Here is a 26,711-nt window from a genome sequence, read left to right as displayed (position 1 = left end):
CGGGTCGTGCTCGGCGGCGGGTGGCGGGGCCGGGGGCGCCGGGCGAGGATCGGGGGGACCGGTCGGACCCCTGGGAGCGGTGGGCGGATGGCTGAGCAGGTCGGGGAGCAGGTCGGGGCGCAGGCCGGGGGGTCGCGGGCGGAGCTGTCCTCGCGCCTGAACTGGCTGCGCGCGGCCGTGCTGGGGGCCAACGACGGCGTGGTGTCGACGGCGGGCATCCTGACCGGCGTGGCGGGTGCGGCGGGCTCCCGGACGGCGCTGCTCGCGGCCGGGGTGGCCGGGCTGCTGGCCGGGGCGATGTCGATGGCGGCCGGCGAGTACGTCTCGGTCAGCACCCAACGGGACACCGAGCGGGCCGCGTTGGCGCGGGAGCGGCGGGAGCTCGCGGAGGACCCGGAGGGGGAGCTCGACGAGCTGACCGACTACTACCGGGGCAGCGGGCTGGCGGACGGCCTGGCCCGGGAGGTGGCGACGGCGCTGACCGAGCGGGACGCGCTGGCCGCCCACGCGCAGACCGAACTCGGCATCGACCCCGACGTGTTGACCAACCCCTGGGAGGCGGCACTGGCCAGCGCGGCGGCGTTCACGCTGGGCGCGCTGGTGCCGCTGCTGGCGGTGCTGCTGCCGCCGGAGTCGTGGCGGCTGGTGGTGACGGTGGTGGCGGTGGTGGCCGCGCTGACCCTGTCGGGCTGGGCGAGCGCCCGGCTGGGGGGTGCCGGTCCGGCCCGGGCGGTCCTGCGCAACGTCGTGGGCGGGTTGCTGGCGATGGCGGTGACGTACAGCGGTGGCGTGCTGCTGGACCAGGTCACCGGGTGATCGCGCCCCCGGCCGTACGGCCGTACGAGCGGACGGGCGGACGGACGGACCACCGGACCGTGGTGGCGGGGCCCGGGCACGCCGGGTGACGGCCCCGGTCGGCTCGACGGGCGGGCCGGTCCGGCCTGTGTTTGTGTGGCTGCAAACCGCTTGGGAGAGGTGAGTCGCCGTGACCATGCCCCCGTTCGGATCGAACGATCCGTTCTCCGACCTGCTCAGCCGGTTCTTCGGGATGAGCCCGCTGGCCTCCCCGCCCGCCGTGCAGCGGGTGCCGATCGGGCGGCTGCTCAGCGAGTCCTCGCAGGAGCTGCTCGCGCTGGCCGCGCAGCGGGCGGCCGAGGACGGCTCCAGCGACCTCGACACCGCGCACCTGGCCTGGGCGGCCACCCGGGTGGACCCCTCGCGCCGGATGCTGGAACGGGCCGGCATCGACCCGGACCGGCTCTCCGGCGACCTGGAGCACGCCCTGCCGTCCGGCAACCCCGAGACGGTGGACGGCCGGCCGGCGCTCACCCCCTCGGCCAAGCGCGCGCTGCTCGCCGCGCACGCCCGCTCGCAGGAGGCCGGGGCCTCGTACATCGGCCCGGAGCACATCCTCGGCGCGCTGCTCGACCAGGAGCGCTCGGGCGCCGGGGTGGCGCTGCGCAACGCGGCGCCCTCGCAGGAGGCGCTGAAGTCGGTGCTGGAGGGGCGCGGCACCGGCGGCGAGCGCAGCAGTACGGGCGCCCACCCGAGCGAGACGCCGACGCTGGACGAGTACGGGCGCGACCTCACCGAGGAGGCGCGCTCGGGCCGGCTGGACCCGGTGGTGGGCCGGGCCGAGGAGATCGAGCAGACCGTCGAGATCCTCTCCCGGCGGACCAAGAACAACCCGGTGCTGATCGGTGAGCCGGGCGTCGGCAAGACCGCGATCGTCGAGGGCCTGGCCCAGCGGATCGTCTCCGGGGACGTGCCGCAGAGCCTCAGGGAGAAGCGGGTGGTCACCCTCGACCTGACCGCGCTGGTGGCCGGCTCCAAGTACCGGGGCGAGTTCGAGGAGCGGCTGAAGAACGTGATCGACGAGGTCACCGCGGCCGAGAAGAGCGTGATCCTGTTCCTGGACGAGCTGCACACCGTGGTCGGCGCGGGCGGTGGCGGCGAGGGGTCGATGGACGCCGGCAACATCCTCAAACCGGCGCTCGCGCGCGGTGAGTTGAGCGTGGTCGGCGCGACCACCCTGGACGAGTACCGCAAGCACGTGGAGAAGGACGCCGCGCTGGAGCGCCGCTTCCAGCCGGTGCTGGTGCCCGAGCCGAGCGTCGAGGAGACGATCGAGATCCTCCAGGGGCTGCGCGACGCGTACGAGGCGCACCACCAGGTGCGGTTCACCGACGAGGCGCTGGACGCCGCGGCGACGCTCTCCGACCGGTACGTCAGCGACCGCTTCCTGCCCGACAAGGCGATCGACCTGCTGGACCAGGCCGGTGCGCGGGTCCGGCTGCGCAGCCTGAGCGGCTCCACCGAGGCGACCGGGGTGCGGGACCGGATCACCAAGCTGAAGCGGGAGCTGGACGAGGCCGTCGTGGACGAGGAGTTCGTCCGGGCCGCCAACCTGAAGACCGAGCTGCGGCAGACCGAGGACGAGCTGGCGGCGGTCGCCGAGTCCCGCGAGGAGGTCGTCGACGTGACGGCCGACGACATCGCGCAGGTGCTCTCCTCCCGGACCGGCATCCCGGTCGCGGAGCTGAACGCGACGGAGAAGGAGCGGCTGCTCAAGCTGGAGGACCACCTGCACCAGAAGGTGATCGGCCAGGACGAGGCGGTCACCGCCGTCTCCCAGGCGGTGCGCCGCGGCCGGGCCGGGATGGGCGACCCGGAGCGCCCGACCGGCTCCTTCCTCTTCCTCGGGCCGACCGGCGTCGGCAAGACCGAGCTGGCGAAGGCGCTGGCGGCACTGCTGTTCGGCGACCCGGACCGGATGATCCGCTTCGACATGAGCGAGTTCCAGGAGAAGCACACCGTCTCCCGGCTGGTCGGCTCCCCGCCCGGGTACGTCGGCTACGAGGAGGCCGGGCAGCTGACCGAGGCGGTGCGCCGCAAGCCGTACAGCGTGCTGCTCTTCGACGAGGTGGAGAAGGCCCACCCGGACGTCTTCAACCTGCTGCTCCAGGTGCTGGACGACGGGCGGCTGACCGACTCCCAGGGGCGTACGGTCGACTTCCGCAACACCGTGGTGATCATGACCAGCAACATCGGCTCGCAGCGGATCCTCGACCACGCGGGCAACGTGGACGAGATCAGGGACGACCTGATGCGGGATCTGCGGCAGCACTTCCGGCCGGAGTTCCTCAACCGGATCGACGAGGTGATCGTCTTCCACGCGCTCACCCGGAAGGACCTGCTGTCGGTGGTGGACCTGCTGCTGGAGCGCAGCCGGCGGCGGCTGCGGGCCCAGGACGTCCGGCTGGAGGTCACCGAGGCGGCCAAGGAGTACCTGGTCAACCGGGGCTACCAGCCGGAGTTCGGGGCCCGGCCGCTGCGCCGGACGATCCAGTCGGAGCTGGACAACCGGATCTCCAACCTGCTGCTGGACGGTTCGGTGCGGGAGGGGGACACCCTGATCGCGGAGGTGAGCGACGGGGAGCTGGTGGTCACGCTGGCGCGGCCGGAGGCCTCGGCGACCTTCGAGGAGGCGGAGGCGAAGGCCGCCGCCGCTGCCGCCGAGGGCTGATCCGGTCGCGGCGGGCCTGGTTCGGGCGTACTCCAGGGGGAGTACGCCCGAACGCCACTGCTGGAGGACGCGTACGGGCGCGGCGCGGGTCTAGCTTGTGGGCATGATGCCGCCCACCTCCCCGCCGACCGAGCCGCCCGTGGCGGAGCAGCCGCCGGGGGAGCCGTCCGAGCCGCCGCGCCCGCCGTGGGCGCGCGCGGCCGCGGTGGGCCACGCGCTGGGGCCGGCGGTGGCGGTCGCGGCGATCCAGGTGGTCGGCTCGACCGTCGCCGCGCACGGCCAGCACGGGCGGGTCCCGCTGGACGCCCTCGGCTACCTCCTGCTGCTGCTCGGGCCGGCCCTGCTGGTGCTGCGCGGCCGCCGGCCGGTCGCGGTGGCGGCCGGCACCTCGGTGGTCACCGCCGGGTACCTGGCCGCCGGGTACCCGTACGGGCCGGTCTTCGTGAGCTGGCTGATCGCCTGCTGCGCGGCGATCGGCTCCGGGCACCGCCGGGCGGCCTGGACGGGCGCGGCCGGGGTCTACCTGGTGCACCTGCTGGGCGCCTTCGTGCTGCCGGCGAGCTGGCAGCGCGCCGCCCCGCCGTCCGGCAGCGTCTGGCCGCAGGAGCTCGGGCTGCTGGCCTGGCTGCTGCTGGTGATGGCGGGCGGCGAGCTGGTCCGGTTCCGGCGCGAGCGGATCGCCGCCCACCGGGCCTACCGGCAGCAGCTGGAGGAGCGCCGGGCCAACGAGGAACGGCTCAAGATGGCCCGGGAGTTGCACGACATCCTGGCGCACAGCCTGTCGCTGATCAACATCCAGGCCGGGGTCGCGCTCGCGCTGCTCGACCGGCGGCCGGAGGAGGCGCGCGGCGCGCTGGTCACCATCAAGTCGACCAGCAAGGAGGCGCTCGGCGAGGTCCGCCAGGTGCTCGCGACGCTGCGCGGGCCCGGCGCGCCGCCGCGCGGGCCGGCCCCGGGGCTGGACCGGCTGGACGAACTCACCGAGCAGGCGGACCGGGTGGGCCTGGAGGCGGAGGTGCAGGAGCGCGGCGAGCGGCGCGCGCTGTCCGCCGCCGTCGACCTCACCGCCTTCCGGATCGTCCAGGAGGCGCTCACCAACGTGGTCCGGCACTCGGCGGCCCGGCAGGCGGTCGTGGTGCTGGACTGGACGGACCGGGCCGTGCTGGTGGTCCGGGTGGAGGACCCGGGGCCCGCGGTGCCCGGTGACGCGGGCGGGTCGGGCAGCGGGTTGGTCGGGATGCGGGAACGCGCGGCGGCGTTCGGTGGCACCATCACGGCGGGGCCGCTGCCCGACGGCGGCTTCCGGGTCCGGGCGGAGCTGCCGACACCGAAGGCGGAGAGCGATTGATTCGGGTACTGCTGGCGGATGACCAACTGCTGGTCAGGGCGGGCTTCCGGGCCCTGCTGGACCTCCAGGACGACCTCACGGTGGTCGGCGAGGCGGACGACGGCGAGGCCGCGGTCCGGCTCGCCCGCGAACTCGTGCCGGACGTCGTGCTGATGGACATCCGGATGCCGCGGATGGACGGGCTGGAGGCGACCAGGAGGATCGCCGAGGACCCGGCGCTGTCCTCCGTGCGGGTGGTCGTGCTGACCACCTTCGAGCTGGACGAGTACGTCTTCGAGGCGCTGCGCTCCGGGGCGGCGGGCTTCCTGGTCAAGGACACCGAGCCGGCCGACCTGCTGCGGGCGGTCCGGGTCGCCGTCGCGGGGGACGCGCTGCTCTCGCCGGGGGTCACCCGGCGGCTGATCGGCGAGTTCGCCGCCCGGTCGAAGCGGCCCGAGACCGTGCCGCAGGGGCTCTCGGACATCTCGATGCTGACCGGGCGGGAGCGCGAGGTGCTGGCGCTGGTCGGGATGGGGCTGTCCAACGAGGAGATCGCCCGGCGGCTGGTGGTCAGCCCGCTGACGGCGAAGACGCACGTCAGCCGGGCGATGGTGAAGCTCGGGGTGCGGGACCGGGCGCAACTGGTGGTGCTGGCCTACGAGTCGGGGCTGGTGCGGCCGGGCTGGCTGGGCTGAGGGCTGCCCCCGGGCCGGAGCGTCGCGGGTGGTTCGTACTCTCCCGGGAGTATCCCAACTGCCGCTGCTGGTAGGACGCGCGATGAGGGTCTTCGGCGGGACGCTTCAGGTGTCTCGGGAACCGCCCGAGGTGCTGGAAGCCCACCACCGAGGAGTTGAACCATCATGTACACCCAGCTGGCCGACTGGCACGGCCCGGGCCCGTGGATCCTGCTGATCCCCCTGGTCTGGATCGCCGTGGTGGTTCTGGTGATCGCGGTCCTGCGCCGCACGGTCTGGCGGCGGCACGGCTGCGGGTACGGCGCCAGGGCCGGGTTCGGGCCCGGATCGGGAGCCGGGGCCGTCGCGGAGCATCCGCTGGCCGTCCTGGGCCGCCGCTACGCCGAGGGCGACATCGACGCCGAGGAGTACCGCGCCAAGCGGGCCGTGCTCAGCGAACCGCCGCGGGGCGACCCCGGAGGAGGTGGCGCCAAGTGACCGCCCCGGGCGTCGTACGGTCCGCCGCCCGGGTGGCCGACGCCGTGGAGGTCCACGGTGTCGGCGGCGCCGGGGGCCGGCAATCCGGCCGCGTGACGGTGGGCCGGAGGCTCAGCCCGCCTGCTGCGGGAAGACCTCCCGCAGCAGCGGGTCCGGCAGTCCGCGCTTGCGCCACTCGCGCGGGTAGCCGAGCGAGACCTCCGTGAACGGGACGCCGTCGTAGGTGGTCCGGCGCGGGATGTGGAGGTGGCCGTAGATCATCGCCGCGGTGTTGAACCGGGTGTGCCAGTCGGCGGTCAGCTCGGTCCCGCACCACTGGGCGAACTCGGGGTACCAGAGGATCTCGGTGGGCTGACGGACCAGCGGGTAGTGGTTGACCAGGACGAGCGGGACGTCCGGGTCGCAGGCCGCCAGTCGCTTCTCGGTCAGCCGGACGCGCTCGCGGCACCAGGAGTCGCGGTCCGGGAACGGGTCCGGGTAGAGCATCCGCTCGTCCGCGCAGACGATGCCGCTCTCGTAGGCGGCCGCCAGGGAGGCCTCCTTGGTGGTCGTGCCCGGCGCGCGGAAGGTGTAGTCGTAGAGGAGGAAGAGCGGGGCGATGCGGACGGGTCCGCCGGGGCCCTCCCAGACCGGGTACGGGTCCTCGGGGGTCACCACGCCGAGTCGGCGGCAGCGTTCCACCAGGTGCTCGTAGCGGGCCACTCCGCGCAGCTGGACCGGGTCCTCGGGGTGGGTCCACAGCTCGTGGTTGCCGGGCACCCACACCACGCGGGCGAAGCGTTCGGCGAGCAGGCCGAGGGCCCACTCGATGCTGGTGGTGATCTCGGCGACGTCACCGGCGACGAGCAGCCAGTCCCCGGGGTGGGAGGGTTGGAGCTTCTCCACCAGGTCGCGGTTCTCCTGGTAGGAGATGTGCAGATCGCTCACGGCGAGCAGCCGTCCACCCGTCGGGGTGGTCCGTTCCGGCTGTGCCTCGCTGCGGTTCTCCGTAGTCACTCCTGCCCCCTGAGGTCGCCCGGCCAATGGGGCCCACCCTACGTGGCGGGCGGGGGGAGTGGGGCGGGTTGACGGGATCAGTCGTTCGAACCGTCGGTTCAGGAGCCGAGGTCAGCCCGGTGATTCACCGGTGGTTCACCGGCGGGTCAGGGCCGGGGCGGTGGATCGGGAGCCGAGCGGAAGGCGGGCTGAGGACAGGAGGCGGGATCAGGGGCCGGGAGCAGAAGGGGAGTTGGGATCGGACCGGTTCAGGAGCTGATGTCGATGAGCACCCCGTGGGAGGTGGCGGTGGTGACGGCGAGGATCGCCAGCGAGGCGATGCCGAGGGTCAGGCCGAGGACGGCGCGGCCGCGCCGGTTGGTGCCGCGGACCAGGGCCAGGGTGGCCAGGGTGATGGCGATCGGCCCGAGGACGATGTTGAACAGCAGCAGGCCGGGCAGGCCGAGGAGGAAGGAGGCGACAGCGAGGCCGTCGGCCTCGGCGGTGCCCTGACGGCCGGTCGTCTGACGGGCAGTCTGCTGGGCGTGGCGCTCCGGGCGGTCAATGTTTTGGCGGCCGGTGGCGATGCGGCCGGTGGTGAGACGGTCGGTGACGGTGCTCATGGTGGTGCGGGTCCTCTCTGGAGAGTGGCCGCGGGTGCGGTCCGCGGAGCGGCCGGGTCAGCGGTGCCGGAGGCGGGCGATGCCCTCACGGGCGCCGAAGGCGAGCAACCAGGCGGTGATGCCGGCGGAAGCGGCGAGGAAGACCGGGAGCGAGGTGTGGGCGGCGGTGCCGATCAGGATGCCCATGGCGACCAGGGCGGAGAGCAGGATCACGGCTGACTCCTTCGGCTGCGGCTGGGGCTGTGCCGATTTCGGTTGACAAGTGTTCACTGACTTCGGCCCCACTCTATGCTCGGCTGGCCAAGTTCGGCAAACGAATGTTTACTGAATGGCGTGAGTCACACCGTTGGGGCCAGACAGGCCCAGAAGCAGCAGAGTCGGCGGGCCTTGCTGGACGCCGGGCTGCACCTGTTGGCCGATCAGAACCTGGCGAGCCTGGGCGTCCGCGAGGTCACCCGCGAGGCGGGGCTCTCCCCGGCCGCCTTCTACCGGCACTTCCCGGACCTCGCCGCCCTCGGGGTGGCGCTGGTCGAGGAGTCGCTGGCCAGCCTGCACGTCATGATCCGTTCGGTGCTCGCCGAGGCCGGCGACGCCGAGGAGCTGATCGACCGCGCGGTGGACGTGATCGAGCGGCACGTCCGCGAACACCGGCCGCACGTCCGCTTCCTGGCGCGCGAGCGGCACGGCGGGGTGCGGCGGGTGCGCGAGGCGATCGACGCCGAACTCGGCCGCTTCGCCGCCGAGGTGGGAGCCGCCCTGGCGCTGCAGCCGCAGTCGCGGGGGTGGAGCGAGCAGGACCTGCGGATGCTCGCCGAGCTGTACGTCGACCACATGGTCTCCACGGCCGCCGCCTTCCTGGAGGCGCTGGAGACGGACCCGGCCCGGGAGCGGCGGATCGCCGCCACCGCGCGCCTCCAACTGCGCCTGATCAGTCTCGGTCGGGAGCACTGGCAGGCGGGTTGACCGTCCGGGCGTTGGCCGGGTGGCGACGATAACCGGTCATTGCGGCTTGGGCGGTTCTTGGTGTTGCTTTGACTCTTGACAGTGGGTCATGTCCGCGACAGCTTTGGTGCACCCCCACCAGTGGATCCCCCCACACCGAGAGGTCTCTCATGAAGAAGCCGCTCAAGCCGCTCATAGGCACGGTCGCCGCGTTCCTGGTCGCCGGGGCCACCGCCCTCGGCGGAGCCGCTCCGGCCCAGGCCGCGACCTCCGCCGACAAGTCCGCAGCCAAGCCCGTCACCGCCGTCAACTTCGCCGGGACGGTCGCCCTCAGCAACTGCTCCGGCTCGCTGGTGCGGATGCCCGGCTCGACCGCGAACGACCCGGCCCTCATACTCTCCAACGGCCACTGCCTGGAGACCGGCATGCCCGGTCCGGGCGAGGTGGTCCTCAACCGGTCCTCCAGTCGGACCTTCACCCTGCTCAACGGGAGCGGCAGCGGTGTCGCCACGCTGCGCGCGAACAAGATCGTCTACGGCGCGATGACCGACACCGACGTGTCGATCTACCAGCTGAACACCACCTACGCCTCGATCCAGTCCCGGTACGGCATAGCCCCGTTGACGATCGCCGCCACCCACCCGGTCCAGGGCACCTCGATCAAGGTCGTCTCCGGCTACTGGAAGAAGATCTACTCCTGCTCGGTGGACGGCTTCGCCTACCGGCTGAAGGAAGCCGACTGGACCTTCAAGGACTCGGTCCGCTACACCTCCACCTGCAACGTGATCGGCGGCACCTCCGGCTCGCCGGTGGTCGACGCCTCGACCGGCCAGGTGGTCGCCGTCAACAACACGATCAACGAGAGCGGCGAGACCTGCACCCTGGACAACCCCTGCGAGGTGGACCAGAACGGCGCGGTGACGGTCCGTCCGGGCATCGGCTACGCCCAGGAGACCTACGGGATCCCGGCCTGCTTCGCCGCCGGCAACCGCTTCGACCTCACCCTCGCCGGCTGCACCCTGCCCCGCCCGTAAGCCACCAGGGCAACCGCGCTGACCAGCACTTTTCCCCCGATGGGCCATCCGCGAACGGCGGGTGGCCCATTCGGCCGTCCATCGGTCGGCCACCGCTCCACCCGTTCCACCGCGCTCCACCCGGCCGTCCATCAGTCGGCCACCGCTCCACCCGTTCCACCCCGCTCCACCCGGCCGTCCACCAGTCGGCCACCGCTCCACCCCGTTCCACCAGTTCCACCAGTTCCACCGCGCTCCACCCGCACCATCCGCTCCACCCGCGCCGCGCGGCCGTACCGGCGGGCGGCGATCATGTCAGCTGAACAGATGGAGAGTTGATGACCACCACCGTGAGAAGGCTGCTGGCTTCCGCCCTGCTGATACCGCTGCTCGCGCTCGGCGGCCTGGCGAGCCCGGCGTCCGCCGCCGACGGCCAGGGCGCGCAGGGTGCCCAGGGGGCGCAGGGTGACCAGGGCAAGGGGTACCGCCACGGCCGGAGCCCCGCCGACGACCCGACCGCCGACATCAAGGACCGCCTGGCGGCGATCCCCGGCGTGACGATCACCGAGGAGAAGCCGACCACCACCGGTCACCGCTACTTCGTCGCCACGTACACCCAGCCGATCGACCACTTCCGGCCCTGGCTGGGCACCTTCCAGCAGCGCTTCAGCCTGCTGCACCGCGGCTACGACCGCCCGACCGTCTTCTACACCAACGGCTACACGCTGGGCACCAACCCGTCCCGCACCGAGCCGACCCGGCTGGTGGACGGCAACCAGGTGTCCATCGAGTACCGGTTCTTCACCCCCTCCCGCCCGGAGCCGGCGGACTGGTCGAAGGCCGGCATCCGCCAGGGCGCCGCGGACTCGCACCGGCTGGTGACCGCGCTCAAGCGGATCTACCAGGAGGAGTGGCTGTCCACCGGCGCCAGCAAGGGCGGCATGTCCTCCACCTACTTCCGCCGCTTCTACCCGGACGACGTGGCCGGCACGATCGCCTACGTCGCGCCGAACAACACGAACGTCAACGACTACCAGGCGTACAGCGACTTCTTCCGGACCGTCGGCACCCCCGAGTGCCGGGCGAGGCTGAACGCGGCCCAGCGCGAGCTGCTGGTGCGCCGTGACCGCCTGGTGCCCCGCTACGTCGCCGACAACAAGGCGTCCGGCTCCACCTTCAACACCCTCGGCTCCCCGGACCGCGCGTACGAGGCCGGGGTGCTGGACGTGGTCTGGGGCTTCTGGCAGTACAGCCTGGAGGCCGACTGCGCCAAGGTCCCGGTCGCCGCGACCGCGACCGACGACGAGCTGTACGCCTGGTTCGACTCGCAGTCCGGCATCACCGGCAACAGCGACCAGTCGCTGGCGAAGTACACCGCGTACTACTACCAGGCCGCGACCGAGCTGGGTGCGCCGTTCTTCGACGTCTCGCACCTGAAGGACGTGCTGCACTACGACTACAAGGAGCTCTACTCGGTCCGCAGCTACGTGCCGAAGGAGATCCCGACCGTCTTCAACCCGAACGCGATGCCCGACATCGACCGCTGGGTGAAGCGCGAGGGTGAGCGGATCATGTACGTCTACGGCGGCAACGACCCGTGGGGTGCCAAGCCGTTCCACCTCGGCCGGGGCAGCGAGGACAGCTACGTCTACACCGTGCCCGGCGGCAACCACGGCTCGAAGATCGAGCAGCTGCCCGCCGCGCAGTCGGCGGAGGCCACCGCCAAGGTGCTGGAGTGGGCCGGTCTGGGCGACGCGAACGCCGCCCGCTCGCTCGCCAAGACGCCGCAGCCGGGCTCGGACTTCGGCCCGCTGGACGTCGAGGGCCAGCGGCTGGAGCAGGAGCGCCGCCCGCTGTAGCGCTCGCGCGCGGCAAGCCGCACCACCACGCACGAGGAGGAGGCCGTCCCGGCACCCGGGGCGGCCTCCTCGCGTCGTCCCGCGCCCCCGCGCCCGCGCGTCCCCCGCGCCCCGCCGGCGGGAAGGTCGGGCCGCCCCAGCCCCTCCCCGAAGCAGTGAATCAATGCTTCAATGCTTGCATGGCCTACCGACGCACGCCCGCCGTACAAGCCCGCCTGGACGCCCAGCGCGAAGCGGTGCTCCAGTCGGCGGTCGGTCTGCTCGCCGAGCGCGGCTACGGCGGCTGCACGATGGCCGCCGTGGCGGACCGCGCCGGGATCGCCACCGGCAGCCTCTACCAGCACTTCAGCGGCAAGGCCGAGCTGTCGGTGCAGCTGTTCCGCCGGGTGGTCACGCACGAGATCGACGCGGTCAACGCCGCCGTCGCCCGCCAGGACACCCCGAGGCGGCGGATCGCCGCCGTGGTCGAGACCTTCGCCGCCCGCGCCCTGCGCGCGCCCCGGCTGGCGTACGCGCTGCTGGTCGAGCCGGCCGACGCGGTCGTGGATGAGGAGCGACTGGTGTTCCGGCGGGCGTTCCGGGACGTGATCGCCACCGAGATCGCCGCCGCCGTGGCGAGCGGCGAACTGCCCGAGCAGGACCCGGTGCTGACCGCCGCCGCCCTGGTCGGCGCGGTCGGCGAGGCCCTGGCCGGCCCGCTCGCCGCCGCACCCGGAACAGCCGTACCCGGAACAGCCGCGTCCGGAGCCGCTGCCACACCCGGAGCGGCCGGGACCGGAGCGGCCGGGACCGGAGACGCCGAGCCCGAACAGAGCGACAAGACCACGGTGGTCCCCGCCCTGGTCTCCTTCACCCTGCGTGCCCTGGGAGGACGCGATGACAGCGACGCATGAGGTCACCAACCAGGTGCCCCTGCCGTACGGACACGACACCGCCGCCGACCCCACCCTGCTCGCCGCCCTCCAGCGGGCCGACGCCGGCTGGGCCGAGCCCGAGCTGCGCGAGCTGGGCCGGCTGGCCGGCTCCGAGCAGGCCGCCGAGTGGGCCCGGCTGGCCAATGAGAACCCGCCGGTGCTGCGTACCCACGACCGCTTCGGCCACCGGATCGACGAGGTCGAGTTCCATCCGGCCTGGCACGAGCTGATGCGCACCGCCGTCGGGTACGGCCTGCATGCCGCCCCCTGGCGCGACGAGCGCCCCGGCGCCCACTCCGCCCGCGCCGCCCGGTTCTTCGTCTGGGGCCAGGTCGAGGCCGGCCACACCTGCCCGATCTCGATGACCTACGCCGCCGTCCCGGCCCTGCGCGCCAACCCGGCCCTGGCCGCCGAGTTGGAGCCGCTGCTGGCCGCCCGGGAGTACGACTACGGGCTGCGCGAGCCGCGTACCAAGCGGGGGCTGATCGCCGGCATGTCGATGACCGAGAAGCAGGGCGGCTCGGACGTCCGCACCAACACCACCACCGCCACCCCGCACGCCGACGGCACCTACCGGCTCACCGGTCACAAGTGGTTCACCTCGGCGCCGATGTCCGACCTCTTCCTGACCCTCGCCCAGGCCCCGGGCGGCCTCAGCTGCTTCGTGCTGCCGCGCGTCCTGCCGGACGGCGGCCGCAACCGCCTGCAGCTGATGCGGCTCAAGGACAAGCTCGGCAACAAGTCCAACGCCTCCGCCGAGCTGGAGTACGACGGCGCGGTCGGCTGGCTGGTCGGCGAGGAGGGCCGGGGCGTCCCGACCATCATCGAGATGGTCAACATGACCCGGCTGGACTGCACCGTCGGCGCGGCCTCGGGCATGCGCTACGGCGCCACCCGGGCGGTGCACCACGCCCTGCACCGGCGGGCGTTCGGCAAGGCGCTGGTCGACCAGCCGCTGATGCGCAACGTGCTCGCCGACCTGGTGGTGGAGTCCGAGGCGGCCACGATCGTCGCGATGCGGCTCGCCCGGGCCACCGACCGCGCCCTGGCCGGCGACGAAACCGACGCGCTGGTCCGGCGGTTGGGCCTCGCGGTGGCCAAGTACTGGGTGTGCAAGCGCGGTCCGGCGCACGCCGCCGAGGCGCTGGAGTGCCTGGGCGGCAACGGCTACGTGGAGGAGTCCGGGATGCCCCGGCTCTACCGGGAGGCGCCGCTGGTGTCGATCTGGGAGGGCTCCGGCAACGTCGCCGCCCTGGACGCGCTGCGCGCCATGGCCAAGCGCCCGGAGACCGTCGAGGCCTTCCTCGGCGAACTCGACGCCGCCGCCGGCGCGGACCGCCGGCTGGACGCGGCCGTCGCCGCGCTGCGCAAGGAGCTGACCGACCCGGGGGACCTGGAGTACCGCACCCGCCGGCTGGTCGAGTCGATGGCGCTGGCCCTCCAGGGCTCGCTGCTGGTCCGGTACGGCAGTCCGGCGGTCGCCGACGCGTTCTGCGCGAGCCGGCTCGGCGGCGACCACGGCGCGGCCTTCGGCACCCTGCCGTCCGGCGTCGACACCGGGGCGATCATCGACCGCGCCCGCCCGGTGATCGCGTGAGCGACCGGGAGGCGGACGGCGTCGGGGAGGCGGAGGGCGTCCGGGCGTTCTGGCAGGGCCTCGGCCTGCCGGGGCTGATCGACGTGCACACCCACTTCATGCCGAAGAACGTCCTCGACAAGGTGTGGGCGTACTTCGACGCGGCCGGCCCGCTGGTGAACCGCCCGTGGCCGATCACCTACCGCGAGGCCGAGGAGCAACGGGTCCGGCGGCTGCGGGACTTCGGCGTCCGGGCGTTCACGTCCATGCTCTACCCGCACAAGCCCGGCATGGCCGGCTGGCTGAACGGCTGGGCCGCCGACTTCGCCGCCCGCACCCCGGAGTGCCTGCACACCGCGACCTTCTTCCCCGAGCCCGGGGCGCCCGGCTACGTGGCCCGGGCGATCGAGGACGGTGCCCGGGTGTTCAAGGCGCACCTCCAGGTCGGCGGCTACGACCCGGCGGACCCGCTGCTGGACGGGGTCTGGGGGCTGCTCGCCGAGACCGGCACCCCGGTGGTCACCCACTGCGGGTCCGGGCCGGTGCCGGGCGAGTTCACCGGCCCCGGCCCGATCGGCGCGGTGCTGGAGCGGCACCCCGGCCTGGTCCTGGTGGTCGCCCACCTCGGGATGCCCGAGTACGGCGACTTCCTCGACCTGGCCGAGCGCCACCCGGCCGTCCGGCTGGACACCACCATCGCGTTCACCGACTTCGCCGAGGCCGACGTCCCGTTCCCGCGCGCGGAACTGCCGCGCCTGCGCGGGCTGCGGGAGCGCGTCCTGCTCGGCAGCGACTTCCCCAACATCCCCTACCGGTACGTCCACCAGCTGGAGGCGCTGGCCGGGCTGGGGCTGGGGGAGGAGTGGCTGCGGGCGGTCTGCCACGACAACGCGGCCGCCCTCTTCGGACTCGGACCGGGCCCCGAACCGCGACCCGAACCGCGACCCGAACCGCGACCGGAACCGCGACCCGAAGCGGGGCCCGAACCGGGGCCTGAACCGAGGGGCTGATCACCGCACCGTCCGCAGCACCTCCAGCGCCCGGGCGTGCAGCCCGGGCGCGGCGGCGAGGAAGCCGTCGGAGCCGGCCGTCCAGGCCGCCCCGGCGGCGTCCGTCACCGTGGCGCCCGCCTCGCGCGCGATCAGGGCGCCGGGCAGCAGGTTGCCCGCGTCCAGGCCGTACTCCCAGAACAGCGCCAGGTGCCCGGAGCCGACCTGGGCCACCTGGAGCGCGGTCGGGCCGAGGTTGCGCACCGCCAGGACGGCGCCCGCCATCGCGGACAGCGACTCGCCGGCCCGGCGCAGCGCCACCGGGTCGGCGGCCACCCGGGGCGGCTGGCTGGTGGCGGCGACGGTGACGGCCAACTCCCGTTCCAGGGGCGCGATCGGCCGCCCGTCCAGCTCGGCCCCGCCGCCGAGCACCGCCCGGTAGGTGCGGCCGTCCTGCTCCGGGGCGTGCACCACGGCCAGCACCGCCGCGCCGTCCCGCACCAGCGTGGCGGTCACCGCCCAGTGCGGCTGCCCGAGCAGGTACTGCACCGCGCCGTCGGTCGCGTCGCACAGCCACCACTCGCCTTCGGCGGGCACCGGGCCGTCCAGTTCCTCGGACACCCAGCCGGCCCGGGGGCGCAGCGCCGTCAGCCGCTCCCGCAGGGCGGCGGCCGCCGGGCCGTCCAGATCGGCGAAGCGGGCCGCCGCCTCCTCGACGGTCCGCGCCGTGACCGGCTCGGCGGACCGGCGTGCCGCCAGCCCCGCACCGACCTCGCGCACTGCGGCCTCCACGCCCTCCGCCAGCCTCCACAGCCCGTCCGTCACGGTGACTCCTCCTCGCTCCGGGCCGGTGTCCGCTCCGGCCGCCCGGGACAAGGAGTACCGTCGGGGCTGCCGAAGAGGACGCAGCAGCCGCCGGAAGTGGCGGGGATCGGACACCATGGACCTCTCCACCGCCGATCCGGACAGCGTGCTGGACGCCCTCGACCGCCGCCTGGTGTGCGCCCTCCAGGTGGACGGACGGGCCGAGCCCGGCCGGATCGCCGAGGTGCTGGGCGTCTCCGCCCGGACGGTCACCCGCCGGCTGGGCCGGATGCGGCAGGCCGGGGTGCTGCGGGTGGTCCGGCTGCCGGACGTCGAGGACGCCGCCGTGGGCGCGCTGCTGCTGCGGGTCCGGGTGCTGAGCGGCCGGGTGGACGCCATCGCGCGGGCCCTCGCCGACCGCCCCGACGTGCCGTTCGTCGACGTGATGCTCGGCGGCCACGAGGTCGGGGCCGTGGTGCTCACCGACGCCGGCTCCCGCGACCGGCTGCTGTACGGGCAGCTGCCCGCGACCGGCGCCGTCACCGAGACCACCACCCACGCGGTGCTGCACGCCTTCGCCGACGCCGGGCAGTGGCGGGCCGGGTACCTGACCGGGGAGGAGGCCGCCGCGCTCGCCCGGCCCGCCGTCCCGCGCCCCGCCGAGCCCCCGCCGCTGGACGATCTCGACCGCGCGCTGCTGGAGCGGCTCGGCGAGGACGCCCGGCAGTCCCACGCCGTACTGGCCGCGGCGGTGGGCGCGCCCGAGTCCACGGTGCGCCGCCGGCTCCACCGGCTGGACGAGGCTGGGCTGCTGCGCACCCACGCCACCGTGGACCCGCGGCTGCTCGGCCTGGCCGTGGACGCCAACCTCTGGCTGGACGTGCCGCCCGGCCGGATCGCCGAGGTCGGCACGGTGCTGGCCCGCCACCCGCGGGTGCACGGGGTGTTCGCCACCAGCGGCCCGGCCAACCTGCTGGCCACGGTGTTCTGCCCGGACCACGGCGAGCTGTACCGCTTCCTCACCGACACCCTCGGCCCGCTCGGCGTCACCCGGGCGGAGACCACCATCACCGCCCGCGCGGTGAAGCGGGCGGGCGTCCTGCTCCGGCAGCCGCCCGGGCGGCCCTAGCCCGGGTGCCCGTGCCCGTGCGGGCGCCCGCCCTTACCTGCGGGGTAATCGACGCCCGCCGCCGGGCCGGGCAGGGTGGGGGCACCCGGTGCGGCCGCCACGGTCCCGGGGCCCACCCCCGACAGGAGGCGATCCGCCATGTCCGCCCACGCGAACACCCTCAGCCCCGCCCGGCCCGGTTCCGTCTTGTCGCCGTGGACGGTGCGCGGCGCCCTGACCCTGGACGCCCTGGTGACCGGCGGCAACGGCCTGGCCTACCTGGCCTTCTCCGGTTCGCTCGGCGAACTGCTCGGCGCGGGCCGCACCACCCTGGTCGAGGTCGGGCTGCTCCTCCTCGGGTACGCCCTCGCGGTCGGCGCGCTGGCCGCCCGGCGGCAGCCGCCGGGGCCGGGGGTGCGGGCGGTGATCGGCGTCAACCTGGCCTGGGTGGTGCTCAGCCTGGTCGCGATGGAGGCGTGGCTGGAGCCGACCACCGCCGGGTTCGTCTGGATCCCGGTGCAGGCCGCGGCGGTGGCCCTGTTCGCCGTCCTCCAGTTCACCGCCCTGCGGCGCCGGGCCCGGCAGCAGGGCTAAGGCGTGTCGGGCACGACCTGACGCTCGGGGCCGACCACGGACTGCAGGAACCGCACCGTCTCCGCGTCGGCCGGCAGGAAGGTCTCCATGGCCAGCTCGGAGACGGTGACGTCCAGCGGCGTGTTGAAGGTCGCGATGGTGGAGAGGAAGGAGAGCACCCGCTCCTCGTACCGGATCCGCAGCGGCAGCGCGAACGGGGACCCGTACGCGGCCGGCCCGTCCACCCGGTCGTCGGCCGGCTCGTCCGCCGGGTCGCCGGCCGGTTCGGGGTAGCCGCGGACCTCCTCGTACAGTCGGCGCAGCGGCTCGGCGCGGACCAGCTCCAGCTGCCGCTCCATCCGCTCCAGCAGGTGCCGCCGCCACTGCCGCAGGTTGACGATGCGCGGCGCGAGCCCGTCCGGGTGCAGGGTGATCCGGATCGCGTTGAACGGCGGCTCCAGCAGGTGCGGGGCGACGCCGTCCAGGAGCAGTCCGAGCGAGCGGTTGGCCGCCAGCACCCGGAAGGACCCGTCGACCACGACCGCCGGGTACGGGTCGTGGGCGGCCAGCAGCCGCTCCAGCCCGCCGCGCAGCGCGGCCATCGACGGGTCGTCCAGCGGTGTCTCGGGGTAGTGCGGGGCGTAACCGGCCGCCAGCAGCAGGGCGTTGCGCTCGCGCACCGGGACGTCCAGCTCCTCGGCCAGCCGCAGCACCAGCTCCCGGCTGGGGCGGGAGCGGCCGTTCTCGACGAAGCTGAGGTGGCGGGCCGAGGAGTCCGCCCGCAGTGCCAGTTGCAGCTGGCTGAGCTGCCGTCGTACCCGCCAGCCGCGCAGCAGCGGACCGACGCCGGTTCCCGTCGGGCTGCCCATGCCCGCCATGATCGTCATGGCCCAGGACGGTACTCGAACCACCCCGGTCGGCGGGAGGGGGCGCGGGGGACCAGGCGACAAGGAGCCCGGGGCCCGGGGGATCAGGGCTGGGGGATCAGAGCCCGGGGGATCCGGGGCTCAGACGCCGGTGCTGGACCCCGGGCGGATGACCATGAGCACCACGACCACGGCCCACAGCAGGTTGAACACCCCGGCGGTCATCGGCAGCAGCTTCAGGCCGCCGACGGCCTTGGCGTGCTGCTCGTCCGACGGGTCGAGTTCGAGCGCGTCCACGGCGGCCTGCTGGCCGGGCAGCACGAAGAGCAGGAGGGAGAGCGCGGCGATCGCGGTCAGCACCATCGAGACGATCACCCAGGACTGCCCGAGCACGTCCATCACCTGGGCCAGGCCGATGCCCAGCACCGGCACCGCGACCCCGAGCAGCGCGTAGACCTGGGTGATCCGGTGCAGCACCCGCAGCACGCCGGCGTCGGAGGCCCGGTCCGGTCCGCCCGCCAGCGCGGCCTTCGCCCGGCGCGGGAACATGCTGACGGCCACCGCGACCGGGCCTATGAACAGGACCGACACGAGGACGTGCAGGCTCAGCAGGAACTTGGCCATGGCGGGGCACCCTCTTGAATCCGGTGGGCAGCTGGTCGGCTGGGGGCGGGGCGCACGCGATCGGCGGGCCCACGACCAGGCACGCTAACACCGCTTATTCACCGGCCCACCGCGCGGGTGGGCGCCGGAGCCCGCCGCCGGAGCCCGCCGATGCCCGGCGCCCCGCCCCCTTCGCTCAGCCGGCCGCCGTGAGCTCCACGATCCGGGGCGGGGCGGTGCTGACGGCCGCGACGGCGGCGGCGTGCTCCGGGTCGGTCCAGTCGAGCAGGTGCAGGTCCTCGTACCGGCTGCGCAGCGGGGCGCCCGGCGGGACGGTCAGCGGCAGGGCGGAGAGGTCGACCCGTCCGAGGGTGTCCAGGGTGGCCCGCCCGATCTTGATCAGCGACTCCTTGCGCACCCAGAGCCGCAGGAACGCCCGCTCCGGCTCCGGGTCGGCCTCGACCAGGGCGAGCTCGGCCGGGGCGAGCACCCGGCGGGCGACCGAGCGCAGCGAGCCGCCCCGGGTGGACAGCTCGACGTCGACCCCGACCGGCTGGAACCCGGCGCCGGCCGCGACCACGCCCCGGGTGTGCGACAGGCTCACGTGCACCCCGGGGTGGTCCGGCAGGTAGGGCTTGCCGTGGTCGGCGAGCCCGCAGTCCGGGCACTGCTGGGCGAGGACGAGGCCGGCCACCGGTACGCCGAGCAGCCGGGCGGCGCAGAGCCGGACCAGGACGTGGCCGGCGGTGAAGTCGGTCCGCCCGGACTCGTGCCGGAAGCGTGCGGCGCGCTCCCGCTCCATGGCGGTCAGCAGGTGCTCGCCCGCCTCGGGGTGCCGCAGTACGGCGTCGGCGGACGCGACGGCGACGAGCGGCGCGCTCTGTTCCTGGGCCTCGGTGGTCATGCCTCCAACCTAGGGCCTTGCCGTCCGTCGGCGCCCGCCCGAGGAAGCGCTGCTCCGTACGGATGAATTTCGGATCCGATCTGAGGGTCTGTAAAGTGCGGATGGTCCGTTTTGGGGTTGGATGTCCCGGATCTGTGAGATCACCAGCAGATGGCACGGAACATGGCAGGTCGTCCAGGCCTGTCCTTTTCTCATGCACGGAGGAATTGTCGATGGGTCAGGCCACCGGTTCGCCGGATCACAGAACGACCGCCGTGAGAACACCGGCCACACGACGGCGCCGGGCCGTCCGGGTGGCGGTGGCGACCGCCCTCACCGCGCTGCCGCTGGCCGCGGTGCTGACGGTCGGTTCCGCCGCCCCGCTGGCCCCGCCGCTGGGCGCCTGCTCGGGGCCCGACTGCCCCGCCACCTGGCCGCCGCCCAACAACGGCGACTTCCCCGGCCGCGACGCCACCATCAACGTCTTCACCGGCGGCGACTACACGGTGACCGGCCGCGCCGCGGAGGCCGAGGGCAAGATCGTCACGCTGGGGAACCTGACCGTCGACAAGAACGGCGGCGGCATCTACAACATGGGCGTCGTCGGCGTCGGCTCGCGCGTGGTGCCGCCGAACGGCAGCGACTTCGTGACCACCGGCGGCAACGTCGACGTGCTGACCGGCAACGCGATCCTGATCGGCGGCAGCGACTCGCACGGCCCGGCCTTCGGCAACCTGCGCCACGCGGGCTCCGTCACCGGCACCGTGAACATCGACCCCACCGGCGAGTCGATCCAGGACCCGAACGCGGCCGCGCCCTACCAGTCGGTGCTGACCCAGATCGAGGAGGTCTCCGACTGCGTCGGCCGGGCCACCGCGACCGGCACCGTCGACATCTCCCCGAGCCAGGCGACCTTCACCGGTGACGGGACCAGCATGAAGCAGGTCTTCAACGTCACCCAGAACCTCGCCTCGCCGTCCGGCGGGCAGATCGGCCTGGTCTTCAACAACATCCCGGCCGGCGCCACCGTCGTGGTGAACATGCTCGGGGACAGTCCGATCATCAACACCTACACCGGCACCGGCCTGGCCGGGGACCAGACCACCGACATGCGCTCGAAGCTGATGTACAACTTCCCGACCGCGACCTCGGCGCAGATCCTCGGCAGCGCCCAGTTCCAGGGCTCGGTCATGGCCGGCAACCCGGGCGGCACCACGACCATCGCCCAGCCGGGCATGAACGGCCGGGTGTACCTGGCGGGCAACCTGGTCCACACCGGTACCGGCGGCTACGAGATCCACAGCTACCCGTTCGACGGCGACCTGCCGGACTGCGCCGTGACGCCCAGCCCGTCGCCGACCTCGCCGACGCCGTCCCCCTCGCCCACGTCCCCCTCACCGACCTCGCCGAGTCCGACGTCGCCGTCGCCGACCTCGCCGTCTCCCACGTCGCCGTCGCCGACGTCGCCGAGCCCGACCTCGCCGAGCCCGACGTCCCCCGCGCCGACCTCTCCGGCGCCGACCTCGCCGTCGGCCAGTGCGACGACGTCGAGCGCCGGTCCGGGCCCGACCAGTCACCACCCGACCAAGGCGCCGACCAGCCAGCACCCCGGTGGCGGTGAGCTGCCCTCCACCGGTGCGGGCAACGCCCCGGTGGTCTTCGGCCTGGCGGGCGTCGGCCTGCTCGGCCTCGGCGGTCTGGCCGTGCTGGCCGCCCGCCGCCGCGGCCGCCACAGCTGACGGACCGTACGGCTGACGAACTGACCAGCCGGACAGCGGCGCAGGCCGCCCGAGTCGACCCCGACCGGGCGGCCTGCGCCGTTCCCGTCCCCGCCGCCGCGGGCTTCCCCCCGGTCCGGCCGCCTACCGCTCGGCCGGGTAGCGGGTGAGGCCCGAGGCGAGCAGGCCGAAGGCGTGCCGCACCGCCGCCTCGACCCGGGTCCGTACCGCCTCGGCCGGCTCCCCGGCCACCATGGCCCGCCGGATCTCGCCGAGCACCGCCCGGTGGGCCCCCGCGACGGCTCCGGCCACGACCCGGGGGAGCGGGTCCTCCGGTGCGGCGCCCGACTCCTCGGCCAGGGCGGCCGCCAGCGCCGCCTCGGCCCGTTCGCCGAGCTCCAGCAGTCGGGCCCGCAGGGCGGCGCTGTCCTCGACGATCCGCCAGAACGCCGCGATCCCCGGGTTCAGTCCGACCGTCGGCTCGCCGCTCGCGAAGGCCGCCAGCAGGTCGGCCCGGACGGCGTCCACGGCCGAGCTGCCCGGGGGGCGGTGCCGGACCACCTCGGCCAGGTGGGCGACCACCTCCTCCTGGCGGTCGAAGAACAGGTCCTCCTTGGTCGGGAAGTAGTTGAAGACCGTGTTCGGCGAGACCCCGGCGGCCCGGGCCACCTCGACCACCGTGACCCGGTCGAAGCCGCGCTCGGCGAACAGGCCCATGGCGGTGTCGGAGAGCAGCTCCCGGGTCTGCTGCTTCTTGAGTTCGCGAAGTCCCATGGCCGGATCCTATCCGCCAATCATGGTGTCACTGAAAACTTGCGGTGACACCAAAAATATCCGCTACGGTGACGGCATGACCTTCACCTTCGGCATCTATCCCGGCGGGCTGGCGGGCGACGACACCGGCGTGATCACCCCCGCCCGCCCCGACGACCCGGCCCTGATCACCGCCGCCCTGCGCGAACTCCAGGGCGGTGCAGGGGAGTTCCTGGTCCGCGCCTACCGCTCGTACCCGGGCGGCGAGCACACCCCCGAGCGGCCCGAGCGGTACGCCGTCGAGGGCCGCCGGCTCGACCTGGTGGTCCAGTACCGGGAGCGGAGCGGGGAGTTGGCGGGCTGGCTGGACTTCGTCCGGCGGACGGTCCGGACCGAGGGGCACCGCCTCGCCCTGCTCCAGATCTGCGAGGAGCCCAACCTGGACCTCCCGCCCGTGGACGGCAGCATCCCGAACGTCCGCCGGGCGCTGGTCGAGGGCGTGGTCGCGGCCAAGGAGGAGGCGCTGGCCCACGGATTCGACCGGCTGGCCGTCGGCTTCAACGCGGTGCCCTCCTTCGACCCCGCGGACACCTTCTGGACCGAGCTCGGGGAGCTCGCCGACGAGCGCTTCCACCGCGCCCTGGACTACGTCGGCCTGGACTTCTTCCCGGACGTCTTCCGTCCCGTCCCGACGTCCCAACTCGCCGACGCGGTACGGGCGGTGCTCACCGGCTTCCGCCGGGACGCGCTGCCCCGGGCCGGGATCGGGCCGGACGTCCCGCTGCGGATCTGCGAGAACGGCTGGCCCACCGGCCCCGGGCGGAGCGAGGCGCGGCAGGCCGAGGTGGTGGCGGAGGTGGTCCGGACGGTCGCCGGGCTCGCCGCCGAACTCCACGTCACCGGTTACGCGTTCTTCGCGCTGCGCGACGCGGACAGCGCGGGTGCCGGACTGTTCCCGCGCTTCGGCCTGCTGCGCGACGACTACACGCCCAAGCCGGCCTTCGCGGTCTACCGCGGGCTGGTCCATGAGCTGACGAACTGACGTTCCGGCGAGGCTAGTTCGCCTCGAAGAAGCGCTCCACCGTGCGACGTCGCGCGGCGACGGCGTGCACCGGTTCGCCGATCACCCGGCCGGCCAGGGCGACGGCCAGCTCGCCGACGTCCTGCCGCAGCACGCGGGCCGCCTCGGCCCGGTCGGCGGCGATCCGGGCGCGGCCGGTGGTGAGCAGTTCGTCCCGGGCGCGGATGCCCTCCGCGCGGGCCGCGACCATCGCCGCCGCGCCGCGCTCGGCGTACTCCTCCCGGATCCTGGCCGCCTCGTGCCGTGCCTCGGCCAGCTCCAGCAGCCGGGCCTCCCGAGTGGCTTCGGCCTCGGCGAGCAGGGCCTCGGCGCGTTCGGCGCGGCCCTCGGTGGCCTCCCAGCGTTCGGACTGCACCCGTTCGATCCGCGGGAGCAGACGGCGGCCGAGCGCCCACATCAGCAGGAAGAGCAGTGCCAGGCCCAGCAGCAGCGGGGCCGGTTCGGGCTTGAGCGGGCCGAGTTCGAGGTTCACGCACGCCTCCCCAGGGTGTGACGTTCCGTCAGCCTTGAGCATCCCCAAGGACGACGGAGGTCGAACTCGGCCCGGGCATGAGCTGCGTCACGGCGACCCCCGGGTCGTGCCGCCGCTCCGGGGGGCCGGCCCTCCCGGCCGGCTACGTCACCTCGCCCCGGCGGGAGAAGCGCTCCGCCCGCCACTCGCCGCTCTCCAGCACCTCGGCCAACTGCCGGGCCGCGTCCCAGACCTCGGTGTACGACAGGTAGAGCGGCGTGAAGCCGAAGCGCATCAGGTCCGGCGCGCGGAAGTCGCCGATCACCCCGCGCTCGATCAGCGCCTGCACCACCGGGTAGCCGTCGGCGTGCCGCAGCGCGACCTGGCTGCCGCGCCGGGCGTGCTCGCGCGGGGTCGCCACCTCGACGCCGTCCAGGCCCTCGGTCAGCGAGACGAACAGGTCGGTCAGCGCCAGGCTCTTCGCCCGCACCTCCGCCAGGTCGACCCGCTCCCAGATGTCCAGCGAGGCGCCGAGGGCGGCCTGGCCGAGCAGCGAGGGCGAGCTGGTCAGGAACCGGCCGATGCCCGGCTTCGGCTCGTACCCGGGCTCGAAGGCGAACGGCCGGGCGTGGCCGAACCAGCCGCTGAGCGGCTGGAGCGGGCCGGCCGCCAGGTGCCGTTCGGCGACGTACAGGAAGGCCGGCGAGCCGGGGCCGCCGTTCAGGTACTTGTAGGTGCAGCCGATCGCGAAGTCGGCGCCGGCGGCGTCGAGTCCGACCGGCAGCGCGCCCACGGAGTGGCACACGTCCCAGATCATCAGGGCGCCCGCGGCGTGCACCCGGGCGGTGATCCCGGGCATGTCCAGCAGCTCGCCGGTGCGGTAGTCGACGTGCGAGAGGACGACCGCGGCGACGTCCCCGTCCAGGTGCCGGTCCAGCTCCTCGGGGCGGATCAGCGCGCTGCGCGCGTCCTCGACCAGGCCGGTCACGCCCTCGGCGATGTACAGGTCGGTCGGGAAGGCCTCGGCGTCGCCGAGCACCGTGCGCCGGCCCGGGCGCAGCCGCAGCGCGGCCGACAGCACCTTGAACAGGTTGACCGAGGTGGTGTCGCAGACGACCACCTCCGCCGGAGCGGCGCCGACCAGCGGCGCGATCCGCCGCCCCAGCCGGTACGGCTGCTCGAACCAGCCGGCGTCGTTCCAGCTGCGGATCAGCTCCCGGCCCCACTCCTCCTCGACCACCCGGCGCACCCGCTCGGGCGTGCGCGCCGGCAGCGCGCCCAGCGAGTTGCCGTCCAGGTAGACCACCCCGTCCGGCAGGGCGAACTCCTTGCGGAACGCCGCCAGCGGGTCGGCGGCGTCCAGCGCCGCGCAGTCCTCGCGCGTGGTCATTGCCCGTCCCTCCCTCGTCATCCTCTGCCCGTCCCGTTCCGTACCCGTTGTGCCCGTCACAGCCCGTCCCGGATCGTCCACAGCTCCGGGAAGACGTCCTGCTCGGCCGACTTGCGCAGCCAGGTCAGCCCGCTGGAGCCGCCCGAGCCGGGCTTGCCGCCCATGGTCCGCTTGACCGCCGAGAGGTGGCGCTGGCGCCACCGGGTGACCCGCTCGGCCACGTCCAGCAGGGCCTCGCCGAGCGGCCGGAGCGCGGCGAGCTCCGGCTCGGTGTACACCCGCCGCCAGGCCGCCTCGACCTCCGCGGACGGCTGGTAGCGCTGCTCGGAGGGGGCCGGGTTCGGGGCCAGGCCGCGGCGCGCCAGCAGCGCCAGCGCCTCGTCGTACAGGCCGGGGGAGCGCAGCGCCTCGGCCAGCTCGGCCCGGGTGTCGGGCATCCCGTCGTACATCGCCAGCAGCGCGGCGTTCTTGTTGCCGAGCAGGAACTCCAGCCGCAGGAAGGCGGCGGACTGGAAGCCGGAGGCCTCGCCGAACAGCGAGCGGAAGGAGTTGAACTCGTGCGGGGTCATGGTGGCCAGCAGGTCCCAGGACTCCACCAGCACGTCCTGGACGTGGGTGCCCCGGCGCAGCGCGGCCAGGGCGGCGGCCAGGTCGTCCTCGCGCAGCGCCTGCCGGGCGAGCGTCCACTCGTGCCGCAGCAGGTCGAACAGCAGCTCCATCACCTGGGTGGTGACGATGAACGACAGCTCGGCCGGCTCCTTGCTGCGCGGGTGCTGCAGGCCGTGCAGTTCCTCCAGGCGTACGTACTCGGCGTACGGGGTGCCCCGGCCGGGCGCTCCGCCCCGGCCGAACGACAGGTTGGGCGTCTCCACCGTGTCGTGCCCCATCCCGATCCCTCCAGATCCTCCGGGCCGCGTCGCCCGGTCCGGTGGACCGGCCGGACTGCCGGGTTCCACCGGGTGCCCATTGTGCGGCGGCGGTGCCCCCCGCTTGAATGGTCGACGGGCATCACAACCGCCTTCGGAGCTGTCGTTCGCAAGGCGTTCCGCCGATTCGCTTTACGAATGGAAATCCCTTGATCCCGACCACCCGGGAGGCCGCCTTGGACGCCGTCGACCGCCGTCTGCTCGCCGAGCTCCAGGCCGACGCCCGGCTCTCGTACAACGAACTCTCCCGCCGGGTGAGCCTGTCCGCACCCGCGGTGGCCGAACGGGTCCGCCGGCTGGAGTCCGAGGGCGTGATCAGCGGCTACCACGCCCACGTGGACCTCACCCGGGCCGGGCTGCCGATCACCGCGCTGGTCCAGATCCAGTGCTACGGCCCGCGCTGCGTGCTGCGCGACCCGGAGGTGCCGACCTGGCCTGAGGTGGTCCAGCTGCACCGGGTCACCGGCGGGGCGTGCTGCGTGCTGCTGGTCGCGGTGTCGACGATGGCCGAGTTCGAGGCGGTGTGCGACCGGCTCGGCGGCTACGGCCAGCCGTCCAGCTCGATGATCCTCTCCAGCCCGGTGCCCTGGCGGCCGGTGGTGCCGCACTGAGCGCCGCCGGGCTGCCGCCGGGCCGCGG

The 26,711-nt window shown here is 74.0% G+C and carries 27 protein-coding genes; 16 read left to right on the top strand and 11 right to left on the bottom strand.

The genetic code is table 11. The features are described from left to right. Positions 1-87: 87 nt before the first annotated feature. From ACWDD9_RS11030 to ACWDD9_RS11010, 5 genes are all read left to right on the top strand, one after another. Positions 88-816, top strand: a complete 729-nt coding sequence (locus ACWDD9_RS11030) for a VIT1/CCC1 transporter family protein (RefSeq protein WP_074000789.1) — start codon at positions 88-90, stop codon at positions 814-816. Between the two features lie 175 nt (positions 817-991). Then, on the top strand, positions 992-3,526 hold the full coding sequence (locus ACWDD9_RS11025) for an ATP-dependent Clp protease ATP-binding subunit (RefSeq protein ID WP_449811498.1): 2,535 nt from the start codon (positions 992-994) through the stop codon (positions 3,524-3,526). Positions 3,527-3,629: 103 nt separating this feature from the next. Beyond that, positions 3,630-4,874: a sensor histidine kinase gene (locus tag ACWDD9_RS11020; RefSeq protein WP_380742246.1), complete on the top strand. Its 1,245-nt coding sequence runs from the start codon at positions 3,630-3,632 to the stop codon at positions 4,872-4,874. Continuing rightward, positions 4,871-5,548 (top strand): response regulator, encoded by a 678-nt coding sequence (locus tag ACWDD9_RS11015; protein ID WP_449811421.1) that lies wholly within the window; start codon positions 4,871-4,873, stop codon positions 5,546-5,548. The genes ACWDD9_RS11020 and ACWDD9_RS11015 overlap by 4 nt, the downstream gene beginning before the upstream one ends. Positions 5,549-5,713: 165 nt before the next feature. Then, positions 5,714-6,025: an SHOCT domain-containing protein gene (locus ACWDD9_RS11010; protein WP_117487545.1), complete on the top strand. Its 312-nt coding sequence runs from the start codon at positions 5,714-5,716 to the stop codon at positions 6,023-6,025. Between the two features lie 111 nt (positions 6,026-6,136). Here the strand turns inward: ACWDD9_RS11010 and ACWDD9_RS11005 are convergent, their stop codons facing one another. From ACWDD9_RS11005 to ACWDD9_RS10995, 3 genes are all read right to left on the bottom strand, one after another. Further along, positions 6,137-7,021 (bottom strand): metallophosphoesterase family protein, encoded by an 885-nt coding sequence (locus ACWDD9_RS11005; RefSeq protein ID WP_074000793.1) that lies wholly within the window; start codon positions 7,019-7,021, stop codon positions 6,137-6,139. A 248-nt stretch (positions 7,022-7,269) separates the two neighbouring features. Then, complete coding sequence (locus ACWDD9_RS11000) at positions 7,270-7,623, bottom strand: DUF4190 domain-containing protein (RefSeq protein WP_449811420.1); 354 nt, start codon at positions 7,621-7,623, stop codon at positions 7,270-7,272. 57 nt (positions 7,624-7,680) lie between these two features. Then, on the bottom strand, positions 7,681-7,836 hold the full coding sequence (locus ACWDD9_RS10995; RefSeq protein WP_158077657.1) for a hypothetical protein: 156 nt from the start codon (positions 7,834-7,836) through the stop codon (positions 7,681-7,683). Between the two features lie 120 nt (positions 7,837-7,956). On the opposite strand from ACWDD9_RS10995, the gene ACWDD9_RS10990 reads away from it, so the two are divergent. From ACWDD9_RS10990 to ACWDD9_RS10965, 6 genes are all read left to right on the top strand, one after another. Beyond that, complete coding sequence (locus ACWDD9_RS10990; protein ID WP_049654505.1) at positions 7,957-8,586, top strand: TetR family transcriptional regulator; 630 nt, start codon at positions 7,957-7,959, stop codon at positions 8,584-8,586. Between the two features lie 149 nt (positions 8,587-8,735). After that, a complete protein-coding gene (locus ACWDD9_RS10985) occupies positions 8,736-9,599 on the top strand; it encodes a S1 family peptidase (RefSeq protein ID WP_449811419.1) in 864 nt (287 codons plus the stop codon). 317 nt (positions 9,600-9,916) lie between these two features. Continuing rightward, the gene (locus tag ACWDD9_RS10980; RefSeq protein WP_449811418.1) at positions 9,917-11,437 is read left to right on the top strand and encodes a S28 family serine protease; all 1,521 of its coding nucleotides are present in this window, start codon (positions 9,917-9,919) and stop codon (positions 11,435-11,437) included. A gap of 179 nt (positions 11,438-11,616) precedes the next feature. Further along, positions 11,617-12,330 carry a TetR/AcrR family transcriptional regulator gene (locus ACWDD9_RS10975; protein ID WP_449811417.1) on the top strand — a complete coding sequence of 238 codons (714 nt, stop codon included), beginning with the start codon at positions 11,617-11,619 and terminating at the stop codon, positions 12,328-12,330. Then, positions 12,314-13,948 carry an acyl-CoA dehydrogenase family protein gene (locus tag ACWDD9_RS10970; RefSeq protein ID WP_449811416.1) on the top strand — a complete coding sequence of 545 codons (1,635 nt, stop codon included), beginning with the start codon at positions 12,314-12,316 and terminating at the stop codon, positions 13,946-13,948. Before ACWDD9_RS10975 ends, ACWDD9_RS10970 begins: the two co-directional genes overlap by 17 nt. Further along, a complete protein-coding gene (locus ACWDD9_RS10965) occupies positions 13,945-14,937 on the top strand; it encodes an amidohydrolase family protein (RefSeq protein WP_449811415.1) in 993 nt (330 codons plus the stop codon). Before ACWDD9_RS10970 ends, ACWDD9_RS10965 begins: the two co-directional genes overlap by 4 nt. Here the strand turns inward: ACWDD9_RS10965 and ACWDD9_RS10960 are convergent, their stop codons facing one another. Next, complete coding sequence (locus ACWDD9_RS10960) at positions 14,938-15,741, bottom strand: inositol monophosphatase family protein (protein ID WP_449811414.1); 804 nt, start codon at positions 15,739-15,741, stop codon at positions 14,938-14,940. Positions 15,742-15,856: 115 nt separating this feature from the next. On the opposite strand from ACWDD9_RS10960, the gene ACWDD9_RS10955 reads away from it, so the two are divergent. Together ACWDD9_RS10955 and ACWDD9_RS10950 are read left to right on the top strand one after the other, a co-directional pair. After that, on the top strand, positions 15,857-16,849 hold the full coding sequence (locus ACWDD9_RS10955) for an Lrp/AsnC family transcriptional regulator (protein WP_449811413.1): 993 nt from the start codon (positions 15,857-15,859) through the stop codon (positions 16,847-16,849). Positions 16,850-16,987: 138 nt separating this feature from the next. Continuing rightward, a complete protein-coding gene (locus tag ACWDD9_RS10950) occupies positions 16,988-17,422 on the top strand; it encodes a hypothetical protein (protein WP_449811412.1) in 435 nt (144 codons plus the stop codon). Here ACWDD9_RS10950 and ACWDD9_RS10945 read toward each other — a convergent pair. From ACWDD9_RS10945 to ACWDD9_RS10935, 3 genes are all read right to left on the bottom strand, one after another. Beyond that, on the bottom strand, positions 17,419-18,288 hold the full coding sequence (locus ACWDD9_RS10945; protein WP_449811411.1) for a helix-turn-helix domain-containing protein: 870 nt from the start codon (positions 18,286-18,288) through the stop codon (positions 17,419-17,421). The two genes, ACWDD9_RS10950 and ACWDD9_RS10945, sit on opposite strands and share 4 nt — an antisense overlap. A gap of 120 nt (positions 18,289-18,408) precedes the next feature. Beyond that, positions 18,409-18,891 carry a hypothetical protein gene (locus ACWDD9_RS10940; protein WP_380664762.1) on the bottom strand — a complete coding sequence of 161 codons (483 nt, stop codon included), beginning with the start codon at positions 18,889-18,891 and terminating at the stop codon, positions 18,409-18,411. Positions 18,892-19,066: 175 nt separating this feature from the next. Then, the gene (locus ACWDD9_RS10935; RefSeq protein WP_049654833.1) at positions 19,067-19,774 is read right to left on the bottom strand and encodes a 4'-phosphopantetheinyl transferase family protein; all 708 of its coding nucleotides are present in this window, start codon (positions 19,772-19,774) and stop codon (positions 19,067-19,069) included. A 254-nt stretch (positions 19,775-20,028) separates the two neighbouring features. Here ACWDD9_RS10935 and ACWDD9_RS10930 point away from each other — a divergent pair, with 254 nt between their 5' ends. Continuing rightward, the gene (locus tag ACWDD9_RS10930; RefSeq protein ID WP_159028540.1) at positions 20,029-21,492 is read left to right on the top strand and encodes a choice-of-anchor A family protein; all 1,464 of its coding nucleotides are present in this window, start codon (positions 20,029-20,031) and stop codon (positions 21,490-21,492) included. A 123-nt stretch (positions 21,493-21,615) separates the two neighbouring features. Here ACWDD9_RS10930 and ACWDD9_RS10925 read toward each other — a convergent pair whose 3' ends face one another. Next, entirely contained in the window at positions 21,616-22,245 is a 630-nt protein-coding gene (locus ACWDD9_RS10925; protein ID WP_449811410.1) for a TetR/AcrR family transcriptional regulator, read from the bottom strand. A 76-nt stretch (positions 22,246-22,321) separates the two neighbouring features. Here ACWDD9_RS10925 and ACWDD9_RS10920 point away from each other — a divergent pair, with 76 nt between their 5' ends. Then, on the top strand, positions 22,322-23,266 hold the full coding sequence (locus ACWDD9_RS10920) for a hypothetical protein (RefSeq protein ID WP_449811409.1): 945 nt from the start codon (positions 22,322-22,324) through the stop codon (positions 23,264-23,266). 13 nt (positions 23,267-23,279) lie between these two features. On the opposite strand, the gene ACWDD9_RS10915 is transcribed toward ACWDD9_RS10920, so the two are convergent. From ACWDD9_RS10915 to ACWDD9_RS10905, 3 genes are all read right to left on the bottom strand, one after another. Next, the gene (locus ACWDD9_RS10915; protein WP_158077659.1) at positions 23,280-23,777 is read right to left on the bottom strand and encodes a F0F1 ATP synthase subunit B family protein; all 498 of its coding nucleotides are present in this window, start codon (positions 23,775-23,777) and stop codon (positions 23,280-23,282) included. Between the two features lie 142 nt (positions 23,778-23,919). After that, positions 23,920-25,146 carry a kynureninase gene (gene kynU, locus ACWDD9_RS10910; protein WP_449811408.1) on the bottom strand — a complete coding sequence of 409 codons (1,227 nt, stop codon included), beginning with the start codon at positions 25,144-25,146 and terminating at the stop codon, positions 23,920-23,922. 56 nt (positions 25,147-25,202) lie between these two features. Further along, on the bottom strand, positions 25,203-26,033 hold the full coding sequence (locus tag ACWDD9_RS10905) for a tryptophan 2,3-dioxygenase (protein WP_449811407.1): 831 nt from the start codon (positions 26,031-26,033) through the stop codon (positions 25,203-25,205). A 188-nt stretch (positions 26,034-26,221) separates the two neighbouring features. On the opposite strand from ACWDD9_RS10905, the gene ACWDD9_RS10900 reads away from it, so the two are divergent. Continuing rightward, the gene (locus ACWDD9_RS10900) at positions 26,222-26,683 is read left to right on the top strand and encodes an Lrp/AsnC family transcriptional regulator (RefSeq protein ID WP_234348510.1); all 462 of its coding nucleotides are present in this window, start codon (positions 26,222-26,224) and stop codon (positions 26,681-26,683) included. Positions 26,684-26,711 lie beyond the last annotated feature (28 nt).

It is taken from the genome of Kitasatospora sp. NPDC001119 (assembly GCF_053598475.1).
This window is presented reverse-complemented; position numbering and strand designations above follow the sequence as displayed.

Bases quoted from the DNA above. Each gene is read 5' to 3' on its own strand.
- ACWDD9_RS11030 (WP_074000789.1), top strand. From the start codon at position 88: ATGGCTGAGCAGGTCGGGGAGCAGGTCGGGGCGCAGGCCGGGGGGTCG.
- ACWDD9_RS11025 (WP_449811498.1), top strand. From the start codon at position 992: ATGCCCCCGTTCGGATCGAACGATCCGTTCTCCGACCTGCTCAGCCGG.
- ACWDD9_RS11020 (WP_380742246.1), top strand. From the start codon at position 3,630: ATGATGCCGCCCACCTCCCCGCCGACCGAGCCGCCCGTGGCGGAGCAG.
- ACWDD9_RS11010 (WP_117487545.1), top strand. From the start codon at position 5,714: ATGTACACCCAGCTGGCCGACTGGCACGGCCCGGGCCCGTGGATCCTG.
- ACWDD9_RS11000 (WP_449811420.1), bottom strand. From the start codon at position 7,623: ATGAGCACCGTCACCGACCGTCTCACCACCGGCCGCATCGCCACCGGC.
- ACWDD9_RS10985 (WP_449811419.1), top strand. From the start codon at position 8,736: ATGAAGAAGCCGCTCAAGCCGCTCATAGGCACGGTCGCCGCGTTCCTG.
- ACWDD9_RS10980 (WP_449811418.1), top strand. From the start codon at position 9,917: ATGACCACCACCGTGAGAAGGCTGCTGGCTTCCGCCCTGCTGATACCG.
- ACWDD9_RS10975 (WP_449811417.1), top strand. From the start codon at position 11,617: ATGGCCTACCGACGCACGCCCGCCGTACAAGCCCGCCTGGACGCCCAG.
- ACWDD9_RS10970 (WP_449811416.1), top strand. From the start codon at position 12,314: ATGACAGCGACGCATGAGGTCACCAACCAGGTGCCCCTGCCGTACGGA.
- ACWDD9_RS10955 (WP_449811413.1), top strand. From the start codon at position 15,857: ATGGACCTCTCCACCGCCGATCCGGACAGCGTGCTGGACGCCCTCGAC.
- ACWDD9_RS10950 (WP_449811412.1), top strand. From the start codon at position 16,988: ATGTCCGCCCACGCGAACACCCTCAGCCCCGCCCGGCCCGGTTCCGTC.
- ACWDD9_RS10945 (WP_449811411.1), bottom strand. From the start codon at position 18,288: ATGACGATCATGGCGGGCATGGGCAGCCCGACGGGAACCGGCGTCGGT.
- ACWDD9_RS10940 (WP_380664762.1), bottom strand. From the start codon at position 18,891: ATGGCCAAGTTCCTGCTGAGCCTGCACGTCCTCGTGTCGGTCCTGTTC.
- ACWDD9_RS10935 (WP_049654833.1), bottom strand. From the start codon at position 19,774: ATGACCACCGAGGCCCAGGAACAGAGCGCGCCGCTCGTCGCCGTCGCG.
- ACWDD9_RS10925 (WP_449811410.1), bottom strand. From the start codon at position 22,245: ATGGGACTTCGCGAACTCAAGAAGCAGCAGACCCGGGAGCTGCTCTCC.
- ACWDD9_RS10920 (WP_449811409.1), top strand. From the start codon at position 22,322: ATGACCTTCACCTTCGGCATCTATCCCGGCGGGCTGGCGGGCGACGAC.
- kynU (WP_449811408.1), bottom strand. From the start codon at position 25,146: ATGACCACGCGCGAGGACTGCGCGGCGCTGGACGCCGCCGACCCGCTG.
- ACWDD9_RS10905 (WP_449811407.1), bottom strand. From the start codon at position 26,033: ATGGGGCACGACACGGTGGAGACGCCCAACCTGTCGTTCGGCCGGGGC.